Annotated in this window: 17 protein-coding genes; 3 read left to right on the forward strand and 14 right to left on the reverse strand. The window is 67.7% G+C overall.

Going from position 1 to position 15,634, the window contains the following annotated elements:
- Positions 1 to 110: 110 nt before the first annotated feature.
- On the forward strand, positions 111 to 644 hold the full coding sequence (locus BJ964_RS09490) for a hypothetical protein (RefSeq protein WP_188120338.1): 534 nt from the start codon (positions 111 to 113) through the stop codon (positions 642 to 644).
- A 107-nt stretch (positions 645 to 751) separates the two neighbouring features.
- Here the strand turns inward: BJ964_RS09490 and BJ964_RS09495 are convergent, their stop codons facing one another.
- The 14 genes from BJ964_RS09495 to BJ964_RS09560 form a co-directional block, all read right to left on the reverse strand.
- Positions 752 to 1,093 carry a hypothetical protein gene (locus tag BJ964_RS09495; RefSeq protein WP_188120339.1) on the reverse strand — a complete coding sequence of 114 codons (342 nt, stop codon included), beginning with the start codon at positions 1,091 to 1,093 and terminating at the stop codon, positions 752 to 754.
- 31 nt (positions 1,094 to 1,124) lie between these two features.
- Positions 1,125 to 1,511 carry a hypothetical protein gene (locus BJ964_RS09500; RefSeq protein ID WP_188120340.1) on the reverse strand — a complete coding sequence of 129 codons (387 nt, stop codon included), beginning with the start codon at positions 1,509 to 1,511 and terminating at the stop codon, positions 1,125 to 1,127.
- Positions 1,508 to 2,341 carry a peptidoglycan recognition protein family protein gene (locus BJ964_RS09505; protein ID WP_188120341.1) on the reverse strand — a complete coding sequence of 278 codons (834 nt, stop codon included), beginning with the start codon at positions 2,339 to 2,341 and terminating at the stop codon, positions 1,508 to 1,510. Before BJ964_RS09505 ends, BJ964_RS09500 begins: the two co-directional genes overlap by 4 nt.
- Positions 2,342 to 2,449: 108 nt before the next feature.
- Positions 2,450 to 2,917 (reverse strand): hypothetical protein, encoded by a 468-nt coding sequence (locus tag BJ964_RS09510; RefSeq protein ID WP_188120342.1) that lies wholly within the window; start codon positions 2,915 to 2,917, stop codon positions 2,450 to 2,452.
- A 79-nt stretch (positions 2,918 to 2,996) separates the two neighbouring features.
- Complete coding sequence (locus BJ964_RS09515; RefSeq protein ID WP_188120343.1) at positions 2,997 to 6,239, reverse strand: hypothetical protein; 3,243 nt, start codon at positions 6,237 to 6,239, stop codon at positions 2,997 to 2,999.
- 1 nt (position 6,240) lies between these two features.
- Positions 6,241 to 8,892, reverse strand: coding sequence for a hypothetical protein (locus tag BJ964_RS09520; protein ID WP_188120344.1), 2,652 nt, complete (start codon positions 8,890 to 8,892; stop codon positions 6,241 to 6,243).
- A 141-nt stretch (positions 8,893 to 9,033) separates the two neighbouring features.
- On the reverse strand, positions 9,034 to 9,561 hold the full coding sequence (locus tag BJ964_RS09525) for a hypothetical protein (protein ID WP_188120345.1): 528 nt from the start codon (positions 9,559 to 9,561) through the stop codon (positions 9,034 to 9,036).
- 13 nt (positions 9,562 to 9,574) lie between these two features.
- A complete protein-coding gene (locus BJ964_RS09530; protein ID WP_188120346.1) occupies positions 9,575 to 10,060 on the reverse strand; it encodes a hypothetical protein in 486 nt (161 codons plus the stop codon).
- Between the two features lie 3 nt (positions 10,061 to 10,063).
- Positions 10,064 to 10,321 carry a hypothetical protein gene (locus BJ964_RS09535; protein ID WP_188120347.1) on the reverse strand — a complete coding sequence of 86 codons (258 nt, stop codon included), beginning with the start codon at positions 10,319 to 10,321 and terminating at the stop codon, positions 10,064 to 10,066.
- A complete protein-coding gene (locus BJ964_RS09540; RefSeq protein WP_188120348.1) occupies positions 10,321 to 10,743 on the reverse strand; it encodes a hypothetical protein in 423 nt (140 codons plus the stop codon). Before BJ964_RS09540 ends, BJ964_RS09535 begins: the two co-directional genes overlap by 1 nt.
- A gap of 12 nt (positions 10,744 to 10,755) precedes the next feature.
- Positions 10,756 to 11,511, reverse strand: a complete 756-nt coding sequence (locus tag BJ964_RS09545) for a hypothetical protein (RefSeq protein ID WP_203832858.1) — start codon at positions 11,509 to 11,511, stop codon at positions 10,756 to 10,758.
- Positions 11,511 to 11,963 (reverse strand): hypothetical protein, encoded by a 453-nt coding sequence (locus BJ964_RS09550; RefSeq protein WP_188120349.1) that lies wholly within the window; start codon positions 11,961 to 11,963, stop codon positions 11,511 to 11,513. Before BJ964_RS09550 ends, BJ964_RS09545 begins: the two co-directional genes overlap by 1 nt.
- 12 nt (positions 11,964 to 11,975) lie before the next feature.
- Entirely contained in the window at positions 11,976 to 12,572 is a 597-nt protein-coding gene (locus BJ964_RS09555) for a phage gp6-like head-tail connector protein (RefSeq protein ID WP_188120350.1), read from the reverse strand.
- On the reverse strand, positions 12,565 to 12,855 hold the full coding sequence (locus BJ964_RS09560; protein WP_188120351.1) for a hypothetical protein: 291 nt from the start codon (positions 12,853 to 12,855) through the stop codon (positions 12,565 to 12,567). Before BJ964_RS09560 ends, BJ964_RS09555 begins: the two co-directional genes overlap by 8 nt.
- Positions 12,856 to 13,269: 414 nt before the next feature.
- Here BJ964_RS09560 and BJ964_RS09565 point away from each other — a divergent pair, with 414 nt between their 5' ends.
- Both BJ964_RS09565 and BJ964_RS09570 read left to right on the forward strand, forming a co-directional pair.
- Positions 13,270 to 14,913, forward strand: coding sequence for an Eco57I restriction-modification methylase domain-containing protein (locus BJ964_RS09565; RefSeq protein WP_188120352.1), 1,644 nt, complete (start codon positions 13,270 to 13,272; stop codon positions 14,911 to 14,913).
- On the forward strand, positions 14,906 to 15,616 hold the full coding sequence (locus BJ964_RS09570; RefSeq protein WP_188120353.1) for a PaeR7I family type II restriction endonuclease: 711 nt from the start codon (positions 14,906 to 14,908) through the stop codon (positions 15,614 to 15,616). The genes BJ964_RS09565 and BJ964_RS09570 overlap by 8 nt, the downstream gene beginning before the upstream one ends.
- The last annotated feature ends 18 nt before the right edge of the window (positions 15,617 to 15,634 follow it).

Here is a 15,634-nt window from a genome sequence, read left to right on the forward strand (position 1 = left end):
CTGTCAGTCCACGCCTGCCGTGTGTTCATGCCGTTCGACGTCCCACCTAATGGGGCGCCCGAAGCTGCAGAAATGCAGTACGACTTGACGCGCTAATGAAGGGCCTGGCTATGTCTTACGCTCCACCGCAAGACCCCACCCACCAATACCCTGCACCCCCGCCGCAACCTTACGGATACGTTCCTGCGAAAGCCCCATCAGCGGTTCTCGTCTTCGTTATCACATTCTTTTTCGGCATCTTTGGCCTGATTCCGGCAATCCTGAGGCACAACCGTGCCCGGCAAATTGGTGCGCCGGTAACCAGCTACTGGCTTGCGTTCGGCATTACATTCGGCTGCCAAATATTGTTGGTGATGATGATGAGCGTGGCCGGCGCGTCCTCGCAGGGTGGGGGAGGTGGATCTTCCGCATCCGTCGCCCCCGAAAAGATCACTCTGAGCGAGTTCGAAAGCATTTCCCCTGGGATGACCGAAGACGAGGTTGAGCAGATCGTCGGGTCGCCGGGCGCGCTGCGGAGCAATTCAGAGGGCTTCCTTGGAAGTGATTACGTGACCCGCACTTACGATGGTGGATTCATGGCAAGCGCTACCGTTGAATTCAAGAACGGAGAGGTAGTACGGACCCATCAACTGGGATTGCAGTAGAAGCATCTTGCCTAAAGTTCCGACGTTGCTTGCTGGGTCTCATTTCGCCTCGCAAGCACAGAGAAGCGGCCGACACCTTCCGGGGTCGGCCGCTTTCGGGATTGGGTTCAGCGCTGGTATGCGGGCCGTCCGGTAGGTACGCCGAGCGAGAGCAGAAATCGGCCGGCTACCCGAGCGAACCGGGCGGGGCCGCCGTCGCCGGTGACCTGTTCGAGCGCGCGGCCGGTCTCGTACACGAGGTAGCCGAGCGTCAGGCCGAGCGCGAGGGTGATCTCGGTGGCGGTGGGTCGGTAGCCGGTCGCCGATTCGACGGCGTTGAGGACCGGCGCGCCGTGGATGAGGGCGAGCGCGGCGAGGTGGCCGACGACCATGGGCCAGAGGGTACGCAGTCGGGCGGCGAGCCGGTCGGTGATCACGCCGGACGGCTGCGGGAAGGCGGGTAGGGACACGGGTGGTTCTCCTTGTCAGGGGGTTGGCCGGTCATGTCCGGCTCGCGGCGAGTTGCTGGCGGGCTTGGGTGAGTTGGTCGGTGCGCTCGTCGAGCTGGGCGCGTACGCGGGCGAGCTCGGCGACTGCGGCGTCGCGTTCGCCGCGGACTGCCAGCAGTTCGGCGGTGCGGTTGCGTAGCGCCTCATCGAGCGCGGCGACCTTGGTTTCGAGGCTGCCGACCTGGGCAGTCAGCCGGGCGACTTCCGCCTCAAGCCGCTCGACGATGCGGCCGTAGATGCGTTCGGTGATCTCGTCGGCCTGCGCTTCGCTGAGTTCCGCGCCGGCGCGGCGTTGTCGACGCCCGACCAGCACGCCGGCCAGTGCGCCGGCGAGCGCGAGCGCGGCCGGTCCGACGGTGCTGATCAGGTCGCCGCTCATTTGACGTCGAGCAGCACGGACCAGGTGACGGGGCCGATGACCCGGTCGACGGTGATTCGTGCCTTGCGCTGGGCGGTGGCGACGGCGGCCGCGGTGTTGTCGCCGTAGTCGCCGTCTTCGGTGAGCTTGTAGCCCATGACGTTAAGCAGGGCCTGAGCGCGTTTGACGTCGGCACCGGCGGATCCATGGCGGAGGGTGGGCAGAGCGTTCACGATCTTCTCCGTGGTGGTGGGTGCCGGCTTTGTCGGCGTGGTGGGGGTGGTCGGGTGGCCGAGCTTGGCAAGTGCGTCGTTGACGGCCTTGAACAGGCGGTCCCACGGGAAGTGAGGGCCGGGGTCGGTGTGCGTGGTGTGGCCCCATGCCCGGCGTGCGTCGTCGTGGGCGTAGAACGCTTTGACCGTGGGGTTGCGGCGCATCTCGGCGACGCTGGCCCGCCTCACCTGGAAGCTGGAAAGGTCCGGGTCGTTGCGGATGATCCACGCCAGCGCCGCGCCGAGCCGATCCCATGCGACGTTGGCGAGCCACCAGGAGCGCGGCTTGCCGTTGGCGCCGACGATCTCGACCGCGTAGGCGTTCTCGTTGCCTTCACGTGATCCGACGTGGCCCGCCTTAGCGGTGAGTTCGAGTGACTGGGTGACGCTGTCGGCATCGGCGTACAGGTGGGCGCTGACGCCGTCGGTGCGTCGGTGGGCGTAGTTCGCTTCGGCGGTGTCGGAGGCGTTGTTGCTGGTGTTGTGGATGCAGATGGCGTACTTGCGGCCGTCGGAGTCGTGGTAGTCGTTGCGGCCTTCGATGAACGGCACGCCGGGGATGCGTTTCGGGTTGGCCATGGGTGCGGTACTTCCATCCTCAAGGAATTCCTACCGAAAGATAGGAATAGATGGGCGTAAGGAACCTCCCCACCCGGGCGTCCGGGTGGGGTGGCGGTGGAGCGAGGGTTAGGCGAGCCGGTATGCCTTGATCAGTGAGCCGGCGCTGACGTACGTGACGTTGGCGGTGTCCGCGGCGGCCTGTCCCCAGACGAGCGCAATGTTGCCGGCGGTCGCGCCGATCGTGATCTGGGCGGTCTCGATGATCTGCTGTAGCAGGGTGTTGTTGTTGCGGGGCAGGCCGTACGTGATGGCGGTGCCCAAGGCATGCACACCGAATCGGGACGTTGATATGTCGGCGTCGGTCTGCGCTGCGGTGGTGCTGCCCGGGCCGAGACACCGACGGAGACCGGTGGCACCGGTCGGGGCTCCCCAACTAGTGCGGACTTTGGCGGTGTTGGTGCCGGCCACCAAGAGGTGCATCTCGATCCACCACTTGCTGTTGGCCGGTACCGGGAGCACGAGATCGGGGTCGGCGCTCATGGTGGTGGTGCCGCGGCCGGCCGCGTCGGTCTTCTCGATGAACACCGGGAGCATGGCTTGCAACATGGCCTCGGTGACTTCCTCGCCGGCCGGGGTCGGCGGGTACGCGTAGGTGGTCAGTGCGGCCTCTCTTTCACAGCGCCACGCGGGCCGCGCGCCACAGCCGGACCGGGCTGCCGGCCGGCAACGGTCTCGTCACGTCGTTGAGGCCACGCGCGCCGGTCATGCGGTACGGCGAGGTGGTCGCGATGGCGGCCGGATCGAACAGCATGGGGTGACTGACGTAGATCTTGTTGCTCGCCGGTGGGGTGCCGCCGAGCCGGACTTGCAGCCGGGCTCGGGTGGTGGTGGCCGGGGTCGCGCTGAACGTCTTTTGCACGTAGGTCCAGGTGGCGGCGGGCAGGGTGAACGGGTCGCCGTCGTAGCCGTGGCCGGTGACGTAGGTTGCGCCGGCGAAGTATTCGACGATGAGCCGCAGGTCGGTCACGTCTTCGGTGGCGTAGACCCACATACCAGCGGCGTACGTCGTGCCCACGGTGGTCGCGTCGGCCACCGTCGGCCCGTACGCCCGGGCGTAGGCCACCCCGCCGGCCGGTGTGATCATCAGCGATGCCGGGCCGCGTTTGGCGACGACCGTGGACCGTGCCGCCGCGCCGCCGCCGGGCTCGACGGTCCAGTCTTCGGCGTCGGTGGTGAACTGGTGGGCGATGCGGACGTTGCCGGGGCCGAGCGCCCGTACCCGCTCGCCGGCGATCACCAGGTCGAACGGGTACGACGCCGGCCGGGTGGTCCACTGCCCGGGGGTGGCGAGCCGCAGGTCGGTGCCGGCCGCGTCGAGCGCGGTGGCGAGCGTGGTGGTGGTCGAGTCGACGCGGCCAGCGCCGATGGTGCCGACCTGCCACGGTCCGGCCGGCGAACAGGTCAGGGTTGCCGTGAACGCGAATGGCCCGATGTCGAAGGTGTACCCGTCGACGATCAGGTCGACTGCCGGGCCGATCACCTCCATGGGTGGGTTGTCCAGCGTGATCCGCGTGCCGGGCCGTAGGCACAGCACCGGAAAGATCAGCTCTGGCCGGGCCGCGAGGTTGATGACGATGCGGGGCCAGCGGAGTTCATCGGTGGTCAGTAGCCGCAACCGCCAGTTGGCGTGTGCCGTGAGCCGGTTGTCCGTGGGCAGGCTGACCGTGAATGCCTCGTCGTAGCGGCCTTCCGCGGCAATATGGTCCAGGTCGACGGCACGGGCGCTTGATCCGCCGACGCGGTTGACCGTGATGTCGTTGCGGACCTGTTGGTCGTCGTCGGTGGGTTCGGGTTCCTCGCCGACGTCGCCGTCGCCGTCGAACATGCGGAAGTCGAGTTCCATGCCGGGGGCTGCGTTGTATCGCGCGCCGCGGGTGACGTACGCGAGGCCGGCGCCGAGTTCGTAGAGCCGTCCGAGATCCGTGCGTTCGGCCTCTTGCAGCAGCTCGACGAACGTGGCCTCTTTCTGCTGGCCGAGCGCTTCACTATCCCCGGGAACGATCGTGACCGGCATGCCCTCTTCGCTGCACAGCCGCCGGATCCGGGCGCCGGCAAGTTCGCCAAGGTAGCCCCACGCCGAGCGGAGGAAGTCGTACGCGACGAACTCGACGTCGCGGGTGACGGAGTAGAACAGGTGGCCGATGTTGCCGTTGAGCCATCCGGTCGCCCCGGTCACTCGGATCGTCGACACGGTGCCCGGGGTGCCGGTGTACGGGTCGGAGCCCTCGACCAGACCGGCGCCGTAGAACGTGGTCACGTTCGGGCTGACCAGCGGATACGCGTAGATGTCGACGTTGACGGTGGTGCCGGTCGGCCGGGTGAGCTTGATCTGTAGGGCGTTCCAGCGTCGGGGGTCGACGCCGGTGGCGTTGAATGTGATGCCGCCCTTGTAGATGATCGCGCCGTCGTCGTCGAGCCCGCGGATCGAGATGCCGCCGCCGGTCTCCATGACCACGGTCCAGACTTTCGCCGTGCCACCAGCCACGAGCAGGCGCAGCAACTCGAACTCTGACGGTGGCAGTGCGGCGAGGCGGAAGAAGCACACGAACGTCCAGCCGTCTGGCGCGTTGTGCGGCGGGATCTTGGTGGTGATCAGTGAGCCGGTCGCCATGGTGGCGACGGTGGTGGCGCCGGGCAGGGTGTCGTCTTGGCCCATGGTGACGCCGTAGAGGGTGGCCGGTTCGGCGCCGGAGACTTCCGACGCCGCGAGGGTGGTGGCGTCGTCGCCGTCCTGCAACGGGATGTACTGGGTGGGCGCATTGGCCAGCATTTGCCGCACCAGCGGGGACCTGAGCGGCGCCTTGCCCTGGGCGATGCGGCGTAGTACGCCGGCCGCGGTGATCGGCACGGTGGCGTTGCGGCCGGAGCGGTCCCAGCGCGGCGGCCACGCGGGGACCGTGCCGACGAACAGGTTGGACTCGACGGCGAGGTTGCGCACGTAGAACACCCGGTCGGGGTTGGTGTTGCCCGGGTTGATGGACGCGCGGAAGCCGACCTCACCGGGGATCAGCGTGGCGGTGCCGTCGGCGTGGTGGTAGAGCACGTGCCACGTGGCCGGTTCGGGGTCGCCGACCTTCCACACCTTGCCGTAGATCCGATCGCCCTCGATCAGGGCACGGATGCGGTAGTAGGCGGCCGGGTCGTGTGGGATGCCGGCGAACGTGGTGGGGAGCAGGTTGACGCCGTTGTTGCGGGCGAAGTAGATGACGAGCGAGACGGTGCCGGCTGTGGTGAAGTCCGCAGCGACCAGGTACCACGTCGTGCCGCCTTTGGGGTGCGGGCCGAATCGCAGCAGCGGGCCAGCGTACGCGTTCGCGCCGACGGCGAGCGCCGGATACCGCACGTCAACGGTGACGTCGGCATCGAGCAGCTTGGCGCCGCCCATGCTTACCCGCCGGTTGTAGACGGCGCCGGTGGGGACTTCGATGCGGCCACCCGCGGCCGGGGTGACCGACAGACCGGTCACCCCGTTGTGGATGTCGCCACCGACCGCGGTGTATCCAACCCATGCCGGCCCGTCGCTGGCGGTGCCCCACCCTGCCGCGACGGTCCGGTTGAACGTGTCGGCCAGCGGCGCGAGCGCTATCCGGATCGGGGTGTTGCGGCGCAGCTTGGGGTAATGCCGGCCGAGCGGGTTGCGGGTGGTGTAGTGCCCGCCGGTGTTGTCGATCGTGACACTGGCTTTGCCGGGATCGGCCGCAGCCGCCTCGTCGTCGGCGCCCATCTCGACCGTGATCCCGGAGGACACCCGCACGTCGCCGGTGATCGGTTGCCACACCCAGCCGGCCGGCACGGCGGGGTCGCCGCCAGGCGCGAGGTAGACGCGCACGGGGAGTTGCTGCGCGGGGAAGTCCACGTCACCCCCTCGCGTTGGCGATTAACTGGTCGACGCGGACCCACGAGCGGATGAGCCGGCGGAACTCGCGTTCGCCGCCGCGGATGTCGACGATCACGCGCACGGTCTGTCCGCCTCCGCCGCCGTGGCCGGATCCGCGGAGCGGTTCGACCGTGGCGCCGGCGGGCAGCCACACGGTTTCGGGGCCGCGTTCACCGACGTGGGCCAGCCCGGCGCCGACCGCGCGGCCGCCGGTGGCCAGGTACGGGATGTTGGGGGTGTTGAGGGTGACGGATGGGATGTTCATGCCGAGCACGGAGCCGCCGCCGAGCGTGAGCGAGAAGTTGTTCCAGAGCCCGATCACGTAGTTGAGCGCGTTGCGGAAACCGGAGCGCAGCGCGCCCCACATGCCCGACAAGCTGCTCGACACCCGGCCCGGCAGGTTACGCACGAACCCGACGAAGGAATCCCAGCGGCCGCGCGCCCACGTGATCCCGCGCCCGATCGGGTCGGCGATCATGTGGTAGAACCGCGGGAAGTTGACGCGTACCCAGCTCCAGCCGGCCCGCGCGGCGGACCACACGGCGTTGAACGCGCCGGTGACGATCCGCCGGAACGTGGTCGATCGGGTCCACAGCAGATAGAGGCCGGCCGCTACCGCAACGATCGCGATGACGATCAGCCCGAGGGGGTTGGCGGACATCGCGATGTTGAGCAGCCACTGACCGGCCGTCGCCGCGCGGGTGGCGATCGTGGTGGCCACCAGCGCGGCGCGCTGGGCGACCAGCGCGGCCGTCCCGCGAATGCGGGCCACCACGCCGATGTTGCCGGCCGCCGTGTTGGCACCGGTCGCCGCGGTGTTCGCCCCGGTCGATGCGGTGGCCGACGTCATCGCCGCTGTGTTGGCCCGGAGCGCACTGGACAGCCGCCAATGCACCGCAACCTCAGCGATCCTGAGCGGGATGCCGACCGCCGCGGCCGTGTTCGCGGCGACCTGACTTGCCTTGTAGACCAGGAAGCCGCCGGCGACGTACGGCAGCAGCTCGGCGAGCGCGCCGGTGTGGCCGGCCAGAAACCCCAACGCGACCCGGGTGACGTTCAGGGTGTCGGCGAGGGATCCGCCGGCGCCGTCGGCCGTGGTCGCGGAGGTGGCGAAGTTGCTGACGCCGGACGCGAGGATCGGGAACAGGCTGACGACGCTCGACAGGATCACGCGGAGCCCGGCGAAGAACGCGGAGATCTTCGCCTGTCCCTGGGTGGAGTTGAGGAACGCCCGGAGCCTGCCGGTCATCGCCGTGAGGGTGGCCAGCAGCGTCCGGCCGGAGTCGGCTCCGCCGCCGCGCAGCAGCGCGGCAACGATGCCGATCGTGTTCCCGGCGATCGTGCCGAGCTGTCGGATAGCGGTGGTGCCGTTGCGGAACCATCCGGCCATGCGCTCGGAGTCGCGGGCCGCGGTGCTCCAGCGGTTGAACCGGTTCGCCAGCTGTAGCACCCATCCGGCGATCTCGGGCAGGTAGGCCGAGCCGACTACGCCCCAGGTGCGGAACGCGGAGATGATTGGCGCGACCGCCCGGGCCAGGATGCCGGCCGCCCGGTTGGTATTGCCGAGCGTCGCATTGACGTCGGCAACGAACCGGCGGGAGCCGACTAGCTTCGCGGACTCCCGGCCGGCCAGATTGAAGCTGCCGGCAAGCTCGACTAGGCGGGTGCGGGCGACCGGCAGATAGGCCCCGGACAGCATGCGCAGATCCGCGGCGGCACCCTGCCAAAACCGGTTCTGCACGGAGCGGGTTACGCCGTCCCACGCCGGTTTGAGCTGCAAGAGCGTCAGCACGACCGCGCGCGCCGCGGGGGCGAGCTTGGCCAGGGCCGCGGCTTGGGCGTTGACGCCGCCGCCTCCGCCGCCGGCGCCCTGGCGTGCCCGGTTGAGCGCTTCCTGAGCTGCTTTGACCTGTTCGAGGGCGGCGCGTTCGCGGTCCTTGGCCTGCTTGACCTCGTCGCTTCCCTCGACTCCGTCGCGGGTGGCCTTGGCCTGCTCGTTCTTGAGTTCCTGGGTTCGCTTCTTGGCCTGATCGAGCGCGAACTCTTGTTGCCGGACGGCGAGTTCGGCATCGCGGTACGCGTCGGCCGCGTCCGGGCCGGTCATCATCGACGCCTCTTCGAGCCGCTTACGGGCATCGGCGAGCGCGTTGGTGGCCGATTCCTCGTCGAGTTGGGCGCCCTCGACCTGGTCGCGGTAGGACGCGATGCGGTCGGCCGCTTCCTTGCGCGCGGTGTTGAGTGCTTCCTGGGCGGTCTTGGCGTCGCGCTGGGCCTGGGCGAGGCGGCGCTCGGCGCCGGCGACGTCGCCGAGTACTCGGCCGGCGCCGCCGCCGGCCGCGCCGGTGCTCTTGAGCGCGGCAGCCATGCCGGAAAAGCCCATGCCGAGCGTGAGCACGCTGGCGACGCCGGCCGCGCCGATCGACGGCAGCAGACCGAGCAGGCTGATCGCTGGCGCCACCGCGGACGCCAGTCCGACGGCGTGCGCGGCCGCAGATGCGAACGCGGCGCCTAGCGCCAGTTGGGCGGCCGCGGCGAGTAGCGACGCCGCGCGCACGCGGCGGCTGACGTTCTCGACGACGCCGGACGCCCGGTCCTTGCCGATGATGTTGAACAGCAGGGAGGTATCCGCCACGATCACCCCCGCGTGTTCAGTTGTCGGCCGCCGCTTGCTGGTCGGCTTTGGCGCGTAGGTCGTCGATGTAGGCGACGGCCTGCAACACCTGCTCGTAGGTCAGCTCGGAAAGCCGGTACGGCGGGATATGCAGGGTTTCGGCTATCGCGATCCAGTACCGGGCGACCAGGTCAGCGAAGGGGCTTTTCCCGGGCCGGCCGCGCCGGCGACCGGCTGCTCGTCGCCCCCGGTGATCTCGTCGTCGTCGCGCACCGGGCCGACGTCAACGACGTCGTCGGGGTGCTCGGCGCGCCACTCGGCGACCTGCATGTCGATCGCGGCGAGCGCCAGGTCGACGTCGTCAGGGTCGACGGCACCGGCCTGCGCGAGCTTGAGCACCTGGGCGCGCTGCTCGGCGAGCTCGCCGAGATCCATGGACAGGATGAGCTCCCCGTCGGCGACCTCGACCTCGTCGAACTTCAAGTACGGGTGCCGGCGCCGCAGGAACGTCCACAGCAGCGCCCGGCGGGCGAGCATGTTGCCCTTGAGTAGCCGTTCCCGGTAGTCGGTGCCGTAGTCCATGCCGGTACGCCGCTCGATGGCCTCGATCTCCGGCGACCGCAGCGTCTGCAACCGGAACTCGAAGACCTCCGGCGTCTCCTGCCCGGCGGGGTGGTAAGTGAGCAGCAACGCGGGACCTCTTTCAGTGGATGCGGGAAGCGATGCGGTCGGCCATGTCATCCATGGCCTCGTGACAGGCTGCGGCGTAGCGCGGCCGGCCGGCCTGGAGGGTGTTCTCGAAGTACGGCTGTCCGCGCTGGGTGACCTCCCCGCGGCCGTACACCGGGCGGCGAAAGGTGCGCTGATTGAAGCGTTTCGCCGCGTTGTGGAAGCCGCGCGGCATGGTGTTCTTGCCGATGGCGATCCGTACACCGGTGGTCTTGCCGGCGAGCAGCACGTCGACGCGTACGGCCTGGGCGATGGCGCGGCGGATGCTGCCGCCACGGCGGGGGCCGCCGCGCGAGGGGATGGCCATCACCCGGGCACGGACCGCGGCCGCGCCGGGGTCGGCCGCCTGTTTGAGGTTGCGGGCCAACTGCCGGCGAAACCGCGCGGATCCTTCGGTTTCTAGCGCCCGGGCGAGCCGGGCGAGCGCGTCGGGCAGGTCGGTCGTGTAGCCGGCCGGCATCGGCTACCCGCCGGGGGCCGCGGGTGGGGTCCAGCCGAGCGACGTGAGAACCGCGGCCGTGGCCGCGTCGACAACAACCTCGGCGTCGCCGAGCTCCAGGTTGGCGCGCCGGGTGACCACGAACCGCAGCTCCAGCCGCGGGGGCCGGCCCGGCGCAGCGCGCAGGTCGACGCCGGACAGGATGCCGGCCGGCACCGGGACGCCATCGAGCGACACGGCGGCATCGGATCCGGTGCCGACGATCGCGACCTCAGCGCGCATCAGGACGTCGCCCGAGCGATCGCGCCGGACGTGGCCCACGAGATATCGAACTTGTTGACGCCACCGACGTCCGCGGCGATCGCGGAGTAGCCCTTCGGAAAGACGAAGCCTGTCCATCGCGGGTTGGATGGCCCGACGGCGCCGGCGTCGGGCTGCACGGCGAACGGGATCGGGACGCGCCCGATAACCCAATTCCACATCTTTTCGTCCAGGTCACCGCCGGTGTAGTCGTTGAAAAATCCGGCGTTGACCTTGCCGTCGAGTAAACCGCCCGTGCGCCGCTTCCACACTCCGCCGAATACGGTGACGTCGAGTTCGTCGGACTCGATCGGCATTTCGAGCTTGGATGCCTTGGACGCGAGCCCGGTAGTTCCGCCGAGCTCGATCAAGCAGTTGGTCAGGACCAGGATGCCGGTAGGCACGCGGGGGCCTCCTTACGCGGGCGCGACGCCAAGCGCGCCGCAAAAAAGGAATGAGGGGGAAGTGCCGGCGACCGTCCAGCGCACGCGAAAATGCGTGTCGGTGAACGGGCCGGCGACGCGCGCCACCTGGGCGCCGATGCCCGTGGCCGGCGCGAACGCGAGGCGCTGCACGGGCGCGGTGAAACCGGCGACGCTGTCGGACTCGACGACAACCGACAGGGTTGGCGTCGCGGTGCCGGCCACGCTGACCACTTGCAGCGCGGCATACAGGTATTGGCCGGCCGGGACGGCGCCGGTGAACGGCACGTCGACGCCGGCGCCGTTGGCGCTGCGCGCGGTGGTGTGTGGATGGGCGACGGTGCCGCGGATCAGCGGCCACGATCCGGAGATCGCGCCGTCGAACGGGGCTGGTTTGCCGTAGTCGCCGAACACCTGATATTTCGCGGTGAGCGCTTGGGTGAACCAGCAGATATCGCCGGGGGCACCCTTGCCGCGCACGAACGACCAGGCGTTGACGGTGCCGAGCTGCGACCACAGCGCGTTGTCGACCTTGCTGGGGTCGCCCGCGGTCCAAAATCCCGAGAACGCGGCCTTGGAGTCGAGCACCGTGCCGCGCCGGGCGCGCCACCCGGCATCGGCAGGGTTGTCCGGCTCGAACACGGTGGCGTCGAACTCTTCGGCCTCAATGGACAGCTCGACCTTGTTGGACCGGCCGGAGAAGTTGACGCCGTTGCCGAATATCCTGGCGTCGATGAGCACGTCGGGCATCAGCCGCTCCGCCCCCAAACGCGCACCTCGAACCGGGCGCCGTAGTAGGTGACGCCGGCGACGTCGTACATGCCGTAACCGGTACGGCGCTCGACGACCAGCGCGTCAACGACACCGCCGAGCGTCCGGTCGGCTTCCAACGCGGCCTTGATCGAACTCGGGCCGTGCGAACGCAGCAACAGCCGCAACAGTTCGTGTGCGGCTTCCGCGGCACCGGAGCGGGCGACGTAGACACGGCAGGTGATCAGACCGGTCTCGATCGCACTGCCGGTGTCGTCGCTGAAACTCTGGTCGCCGTCGATGGCGATCTCGCCGACCTCAAAGCTCGGCGGGTCGACATGTTCCGGCGCCCATCCGTGCGCTAGCAGGTGCCGCGGTGTGCCGTCCGGGCCGGGGTAGGTGCAGCCGGCCGCGGCCGCGGCCAGACCGGCAGCGATAGCGGAGTAGTCCACGCGCGCCCCCTTTCAGCCGGCCGATTCGAGGCGGAACGGCTCAAGCAGGGCGCGCACGTCGGGATCGCTCGCGGCGACCCGAACCGGTCCCCACTCGCCCACACCCGCGGTCCCGTCCGGGCTGTCTTTGCGTAGGTAGAGCCGGGTCGCGAGGAGCTTGGTTGCCTCGCGGATGTCAGCCGGCACGGCCGGCCATCCCCACTCGGCGGTAATCCGCACGCGGTCAAAACCCCATGCCGCGGGGCCGGCCAGCAGTAACCGGGCCGGCCGGTCGAAGATCAGCGCGTCGCCCGGTTCGACGTCGTACGCGGTGACCGGTTTCCACTCGCCGCCGCGGCCGGTACGGATCTCCACCAGGGTCGGCGGGGCCGCCAGGTCCGGCACGAGCAGTTCGTCGCCGTCGTCGCACTCGACCACCCGGCCACGCACCCGCAACGACAACGCGGTCAGCGCGCTCCGGTAGAAGATCCGGTTACCACAATAGGTCTCCACCGCACGGGAAGCGGATTCGAGCGCGTTGACGAGCAACGCTTCACGGCCGGTGTCCGGGCCGGCGGACATACCGAGCTTGAGCAGTTGAAGCGGGTAATACAGCACCGGGTCAGCCATCGGCCTGCCCCGCCGTCCGGGCGCGGCGGCGCTGCCGCATCGGTTCCGCCGGTACTTCGCCGGCCGGTGCTTCGTCGGCCGGCGGGTCGTCGGCCGGCGGGTCGTCGCCGACGGGTTCGACCGGTACGGCGGCCGGCCGTGTGGTGAACAGATCCGGCCAGCCGGACACGATCGGGTCGTCGGCCGGGTACTCGGCGCCACGCTCGACGCGCGATTCCCGGCCATCGGGCAAACCGACGAACGCGGTCACGTGGGCACGGACAGTGGGCACGGAATCGGGCATGCGTGGTCCTTCCGATCGGGCGCAGGAGGGGTGACCCCCGTCGGTGGGTCGCACATCGCTATGGCCGCATTGCGGCCTATGACCTGGCACCGTGGCGCAGGAGTCGGGAACGTGCGATGGGCGGCTAGGCCCCGCCGTGTCTTCGGCAATGAAGGCATCGACCAGCGCGACGAGCTAACCCACGAGCGTGACGGCGTCATGTGCCGGCACGCGTGGATGGGAGCAGAAATGGGCGTCTGGTCATGGGCCGACATCTGCGGCCCTCGGGGTTGACCGGTCCTGTCTTGTAGCGCTAGATCTGGGCGGTTCTGGACTCAGCTCGATGTCCGGGTGACATGGACGGGTGGCGCTTTGGACCGAATTTTGGGCTGCGTCACCGTTGGGAGACCAGGAGCAGTCATCTAAGGTCGGTCCGTGACTCTTGCAGCTCCCCACATCCGAAACTACGGCGAAGTCTTCACACGCCGGTGGGTGGTCGAAGCTCTACTTGATCTTACCGGGTTCACTACAGATCATGATCTCGGTTCTATGCGTCTGGTAGAGCCGTCGTGTGGCTCCGGCGCGTTCCTCGGCCCCGCCATTGAGCGCCTCATCGTGAGCGCCAAGGTAAATGGACGCGATCTCACGGACCTTGGTGGGGCCATCCGTGCTTATGATCTCCAACTTGAGCACGTGGACGCCAGCCGAGCGCTTTGCCGAAGTTTGCTGCTGACAGCCGGTACCTCCCCGTCTGCGGCGGAGGCGTTGGCTCGGGAGTGGGTAACGCATGACGACTTCCTGCTTGCCGACATCAGCGGAAATGATGCTGACGTTGTCATCGGAAATCCGCCGTATATTCGCTACGATGATCTCTCGGACGATCTTGCCGCTCTGTATCGCAGCAGATGGCCCACAATGCGTGGTCGAGGCGACATCTATGTGGGGTTCATCGAGCGGTCACTACGGCTACTAAAGCCTGGAGGCACGGTCGGCTTCATCTGTGCCGATCGCTGGATGCGCAACCAGTACGGTGCCGGCTTGCGAGAGTTCGTGGCGAGCCACTACGCAGTCGAGAACGTCTGGACGATGCATGACGTTGACGCGTTCGAGGCCCAGGTGTCGGCATACCCGGCAATCACGGTGCTTGGCAACCATGCGCAGTCATCCGTCTTCGTCGCTGACACGACTGCCGATTTCGGGGCCGCCACCGCATCTGCTCTTGTGAAAGCCGCCCGGGATGAGGCGGTTAAGGAGTTCTCCGATTTCGGAGTGAAAGCCCATCGGCTCCCGCACTGGTTCGATGGCGGCGAGCTGTGGCCCACCGGCTCCCCTGCCCGTCTGGCGCTTATTGAGCACCTCAACGACACTTTCGGCCCGCTTCATGATCCGACCGCAGGAACCAAGGTCTCCATCGGTGTCGCGACAGGCGCGGACAAGGTGTTCATCACTCGGGATCCCTCGGTTGTTGAACCAGAGCGCGTTCTCCCTTTAGCGATGCGCCGTGATCTTATGTCTGGCACGTTCGATTGGCAGGGCAACTATCTAATTAATCCGTGGGCGGAGGATGGATCCCTTGTGCCCCTTGCCGACTACCCTCGGATGGCAGCCCACTTTTCCAGTCACCCTAGCCTGCGTGAGAGATTTGTAGCGAAGAAGGATCGATTGTCCTGGTACCGCACAATCGACAAAGTGCAAGCAGGCCTCACCGGCAGACCCAAACTTCTTCTCCAGGACATGAAGACAACGATCCATCCAGTACTCGAACAGGGTGGCCACTACCCACACCACAACTTGTACTACGTTGTCTCTGATGCCTGGGACTTGGAAGTCCTCGGCGGCATTCTCTTGTCTCGAATCTCTCAAGCTTTCATCGAGGCCTACTGCGTGAAAATGCGCGGCGGCACTCTCCGCTTTCAAGCCCAGTACCTCAAGCGTATTAGAGTGCCTCACCCGGACAGCATCGACGTTGACACCGCAGATTCTCTACGTGCCGCGTTCCGGGACCGGGACGTCGACGCGGCGACCCATGCGGCAGCAGCCGCGTACGCCATCGATCTCAAGGAGTACGATCTTGCCTGACCGCGCGCCCGAAGATCCGACAGAGGCCGCCGTATCCCTATTTTGGACCAAACGTGCAAACCAGATTGCCAACCTGGCAGATGGTGGAGTGGCAGGTGGTGCGGCCCGCGCCGGTGGGCACATGGACAGTATTCGCGTCCTTGTAGCGGACATCTTCGTCGAGCACGGAATGTCAGAGCGGTCTATCCACTTCGAGCCCTACCTACCGGGCTACTACCGGGCGCGCAAGCGGTGGGACATGGCTGTTTACTACAAGGATTCTCTTGTTGCGGCGCTCGAATTCAAGAGCCAGGTCGGAAGTGTCGGCAAGAACATCAATAACCGGTTCGAGGAAGCCCTCGGTACCGGCACTGACACGTGGGCGGCACAGAAGAACTTTGCGGCTTATGGTGATGTGCCACCGTGGCTGGGTTACGTGTTCGTGCTCCGCGAGGACGCGGAGACCGAGCGCCCCAATCGTCCGATTGACGCACTCTTTCCCGCAGACCAAGCCTTCAGAGGGATGTCGTATAACCAGCGGTATCAAGAGATGCTGAAACGCTTCATTGGAGACAATATCTACCAGGCTGGCTGGTTCATCACCACGAGCGTCGATGACGCGGGCCGGGTATCGTACGCAGAACCGCTGGCCACTGCCTCGGGTAAAGCGTTCCGTGCGGCTGTTAAAGGCCGAGTCGAATACATCCGTAGCGTTTTGGACTGACGCTTGACAGGCTGGCCC

Source organism: Actinoplanes lobatus, assembly GCF_014205215.1.
Classification (GTDB): Bacteria; Actinomycetota; Actinomycetes; order Mycobacteriales; family Micromonosporaceae; genus Actinoplanes; species Actinoplanes lobatus.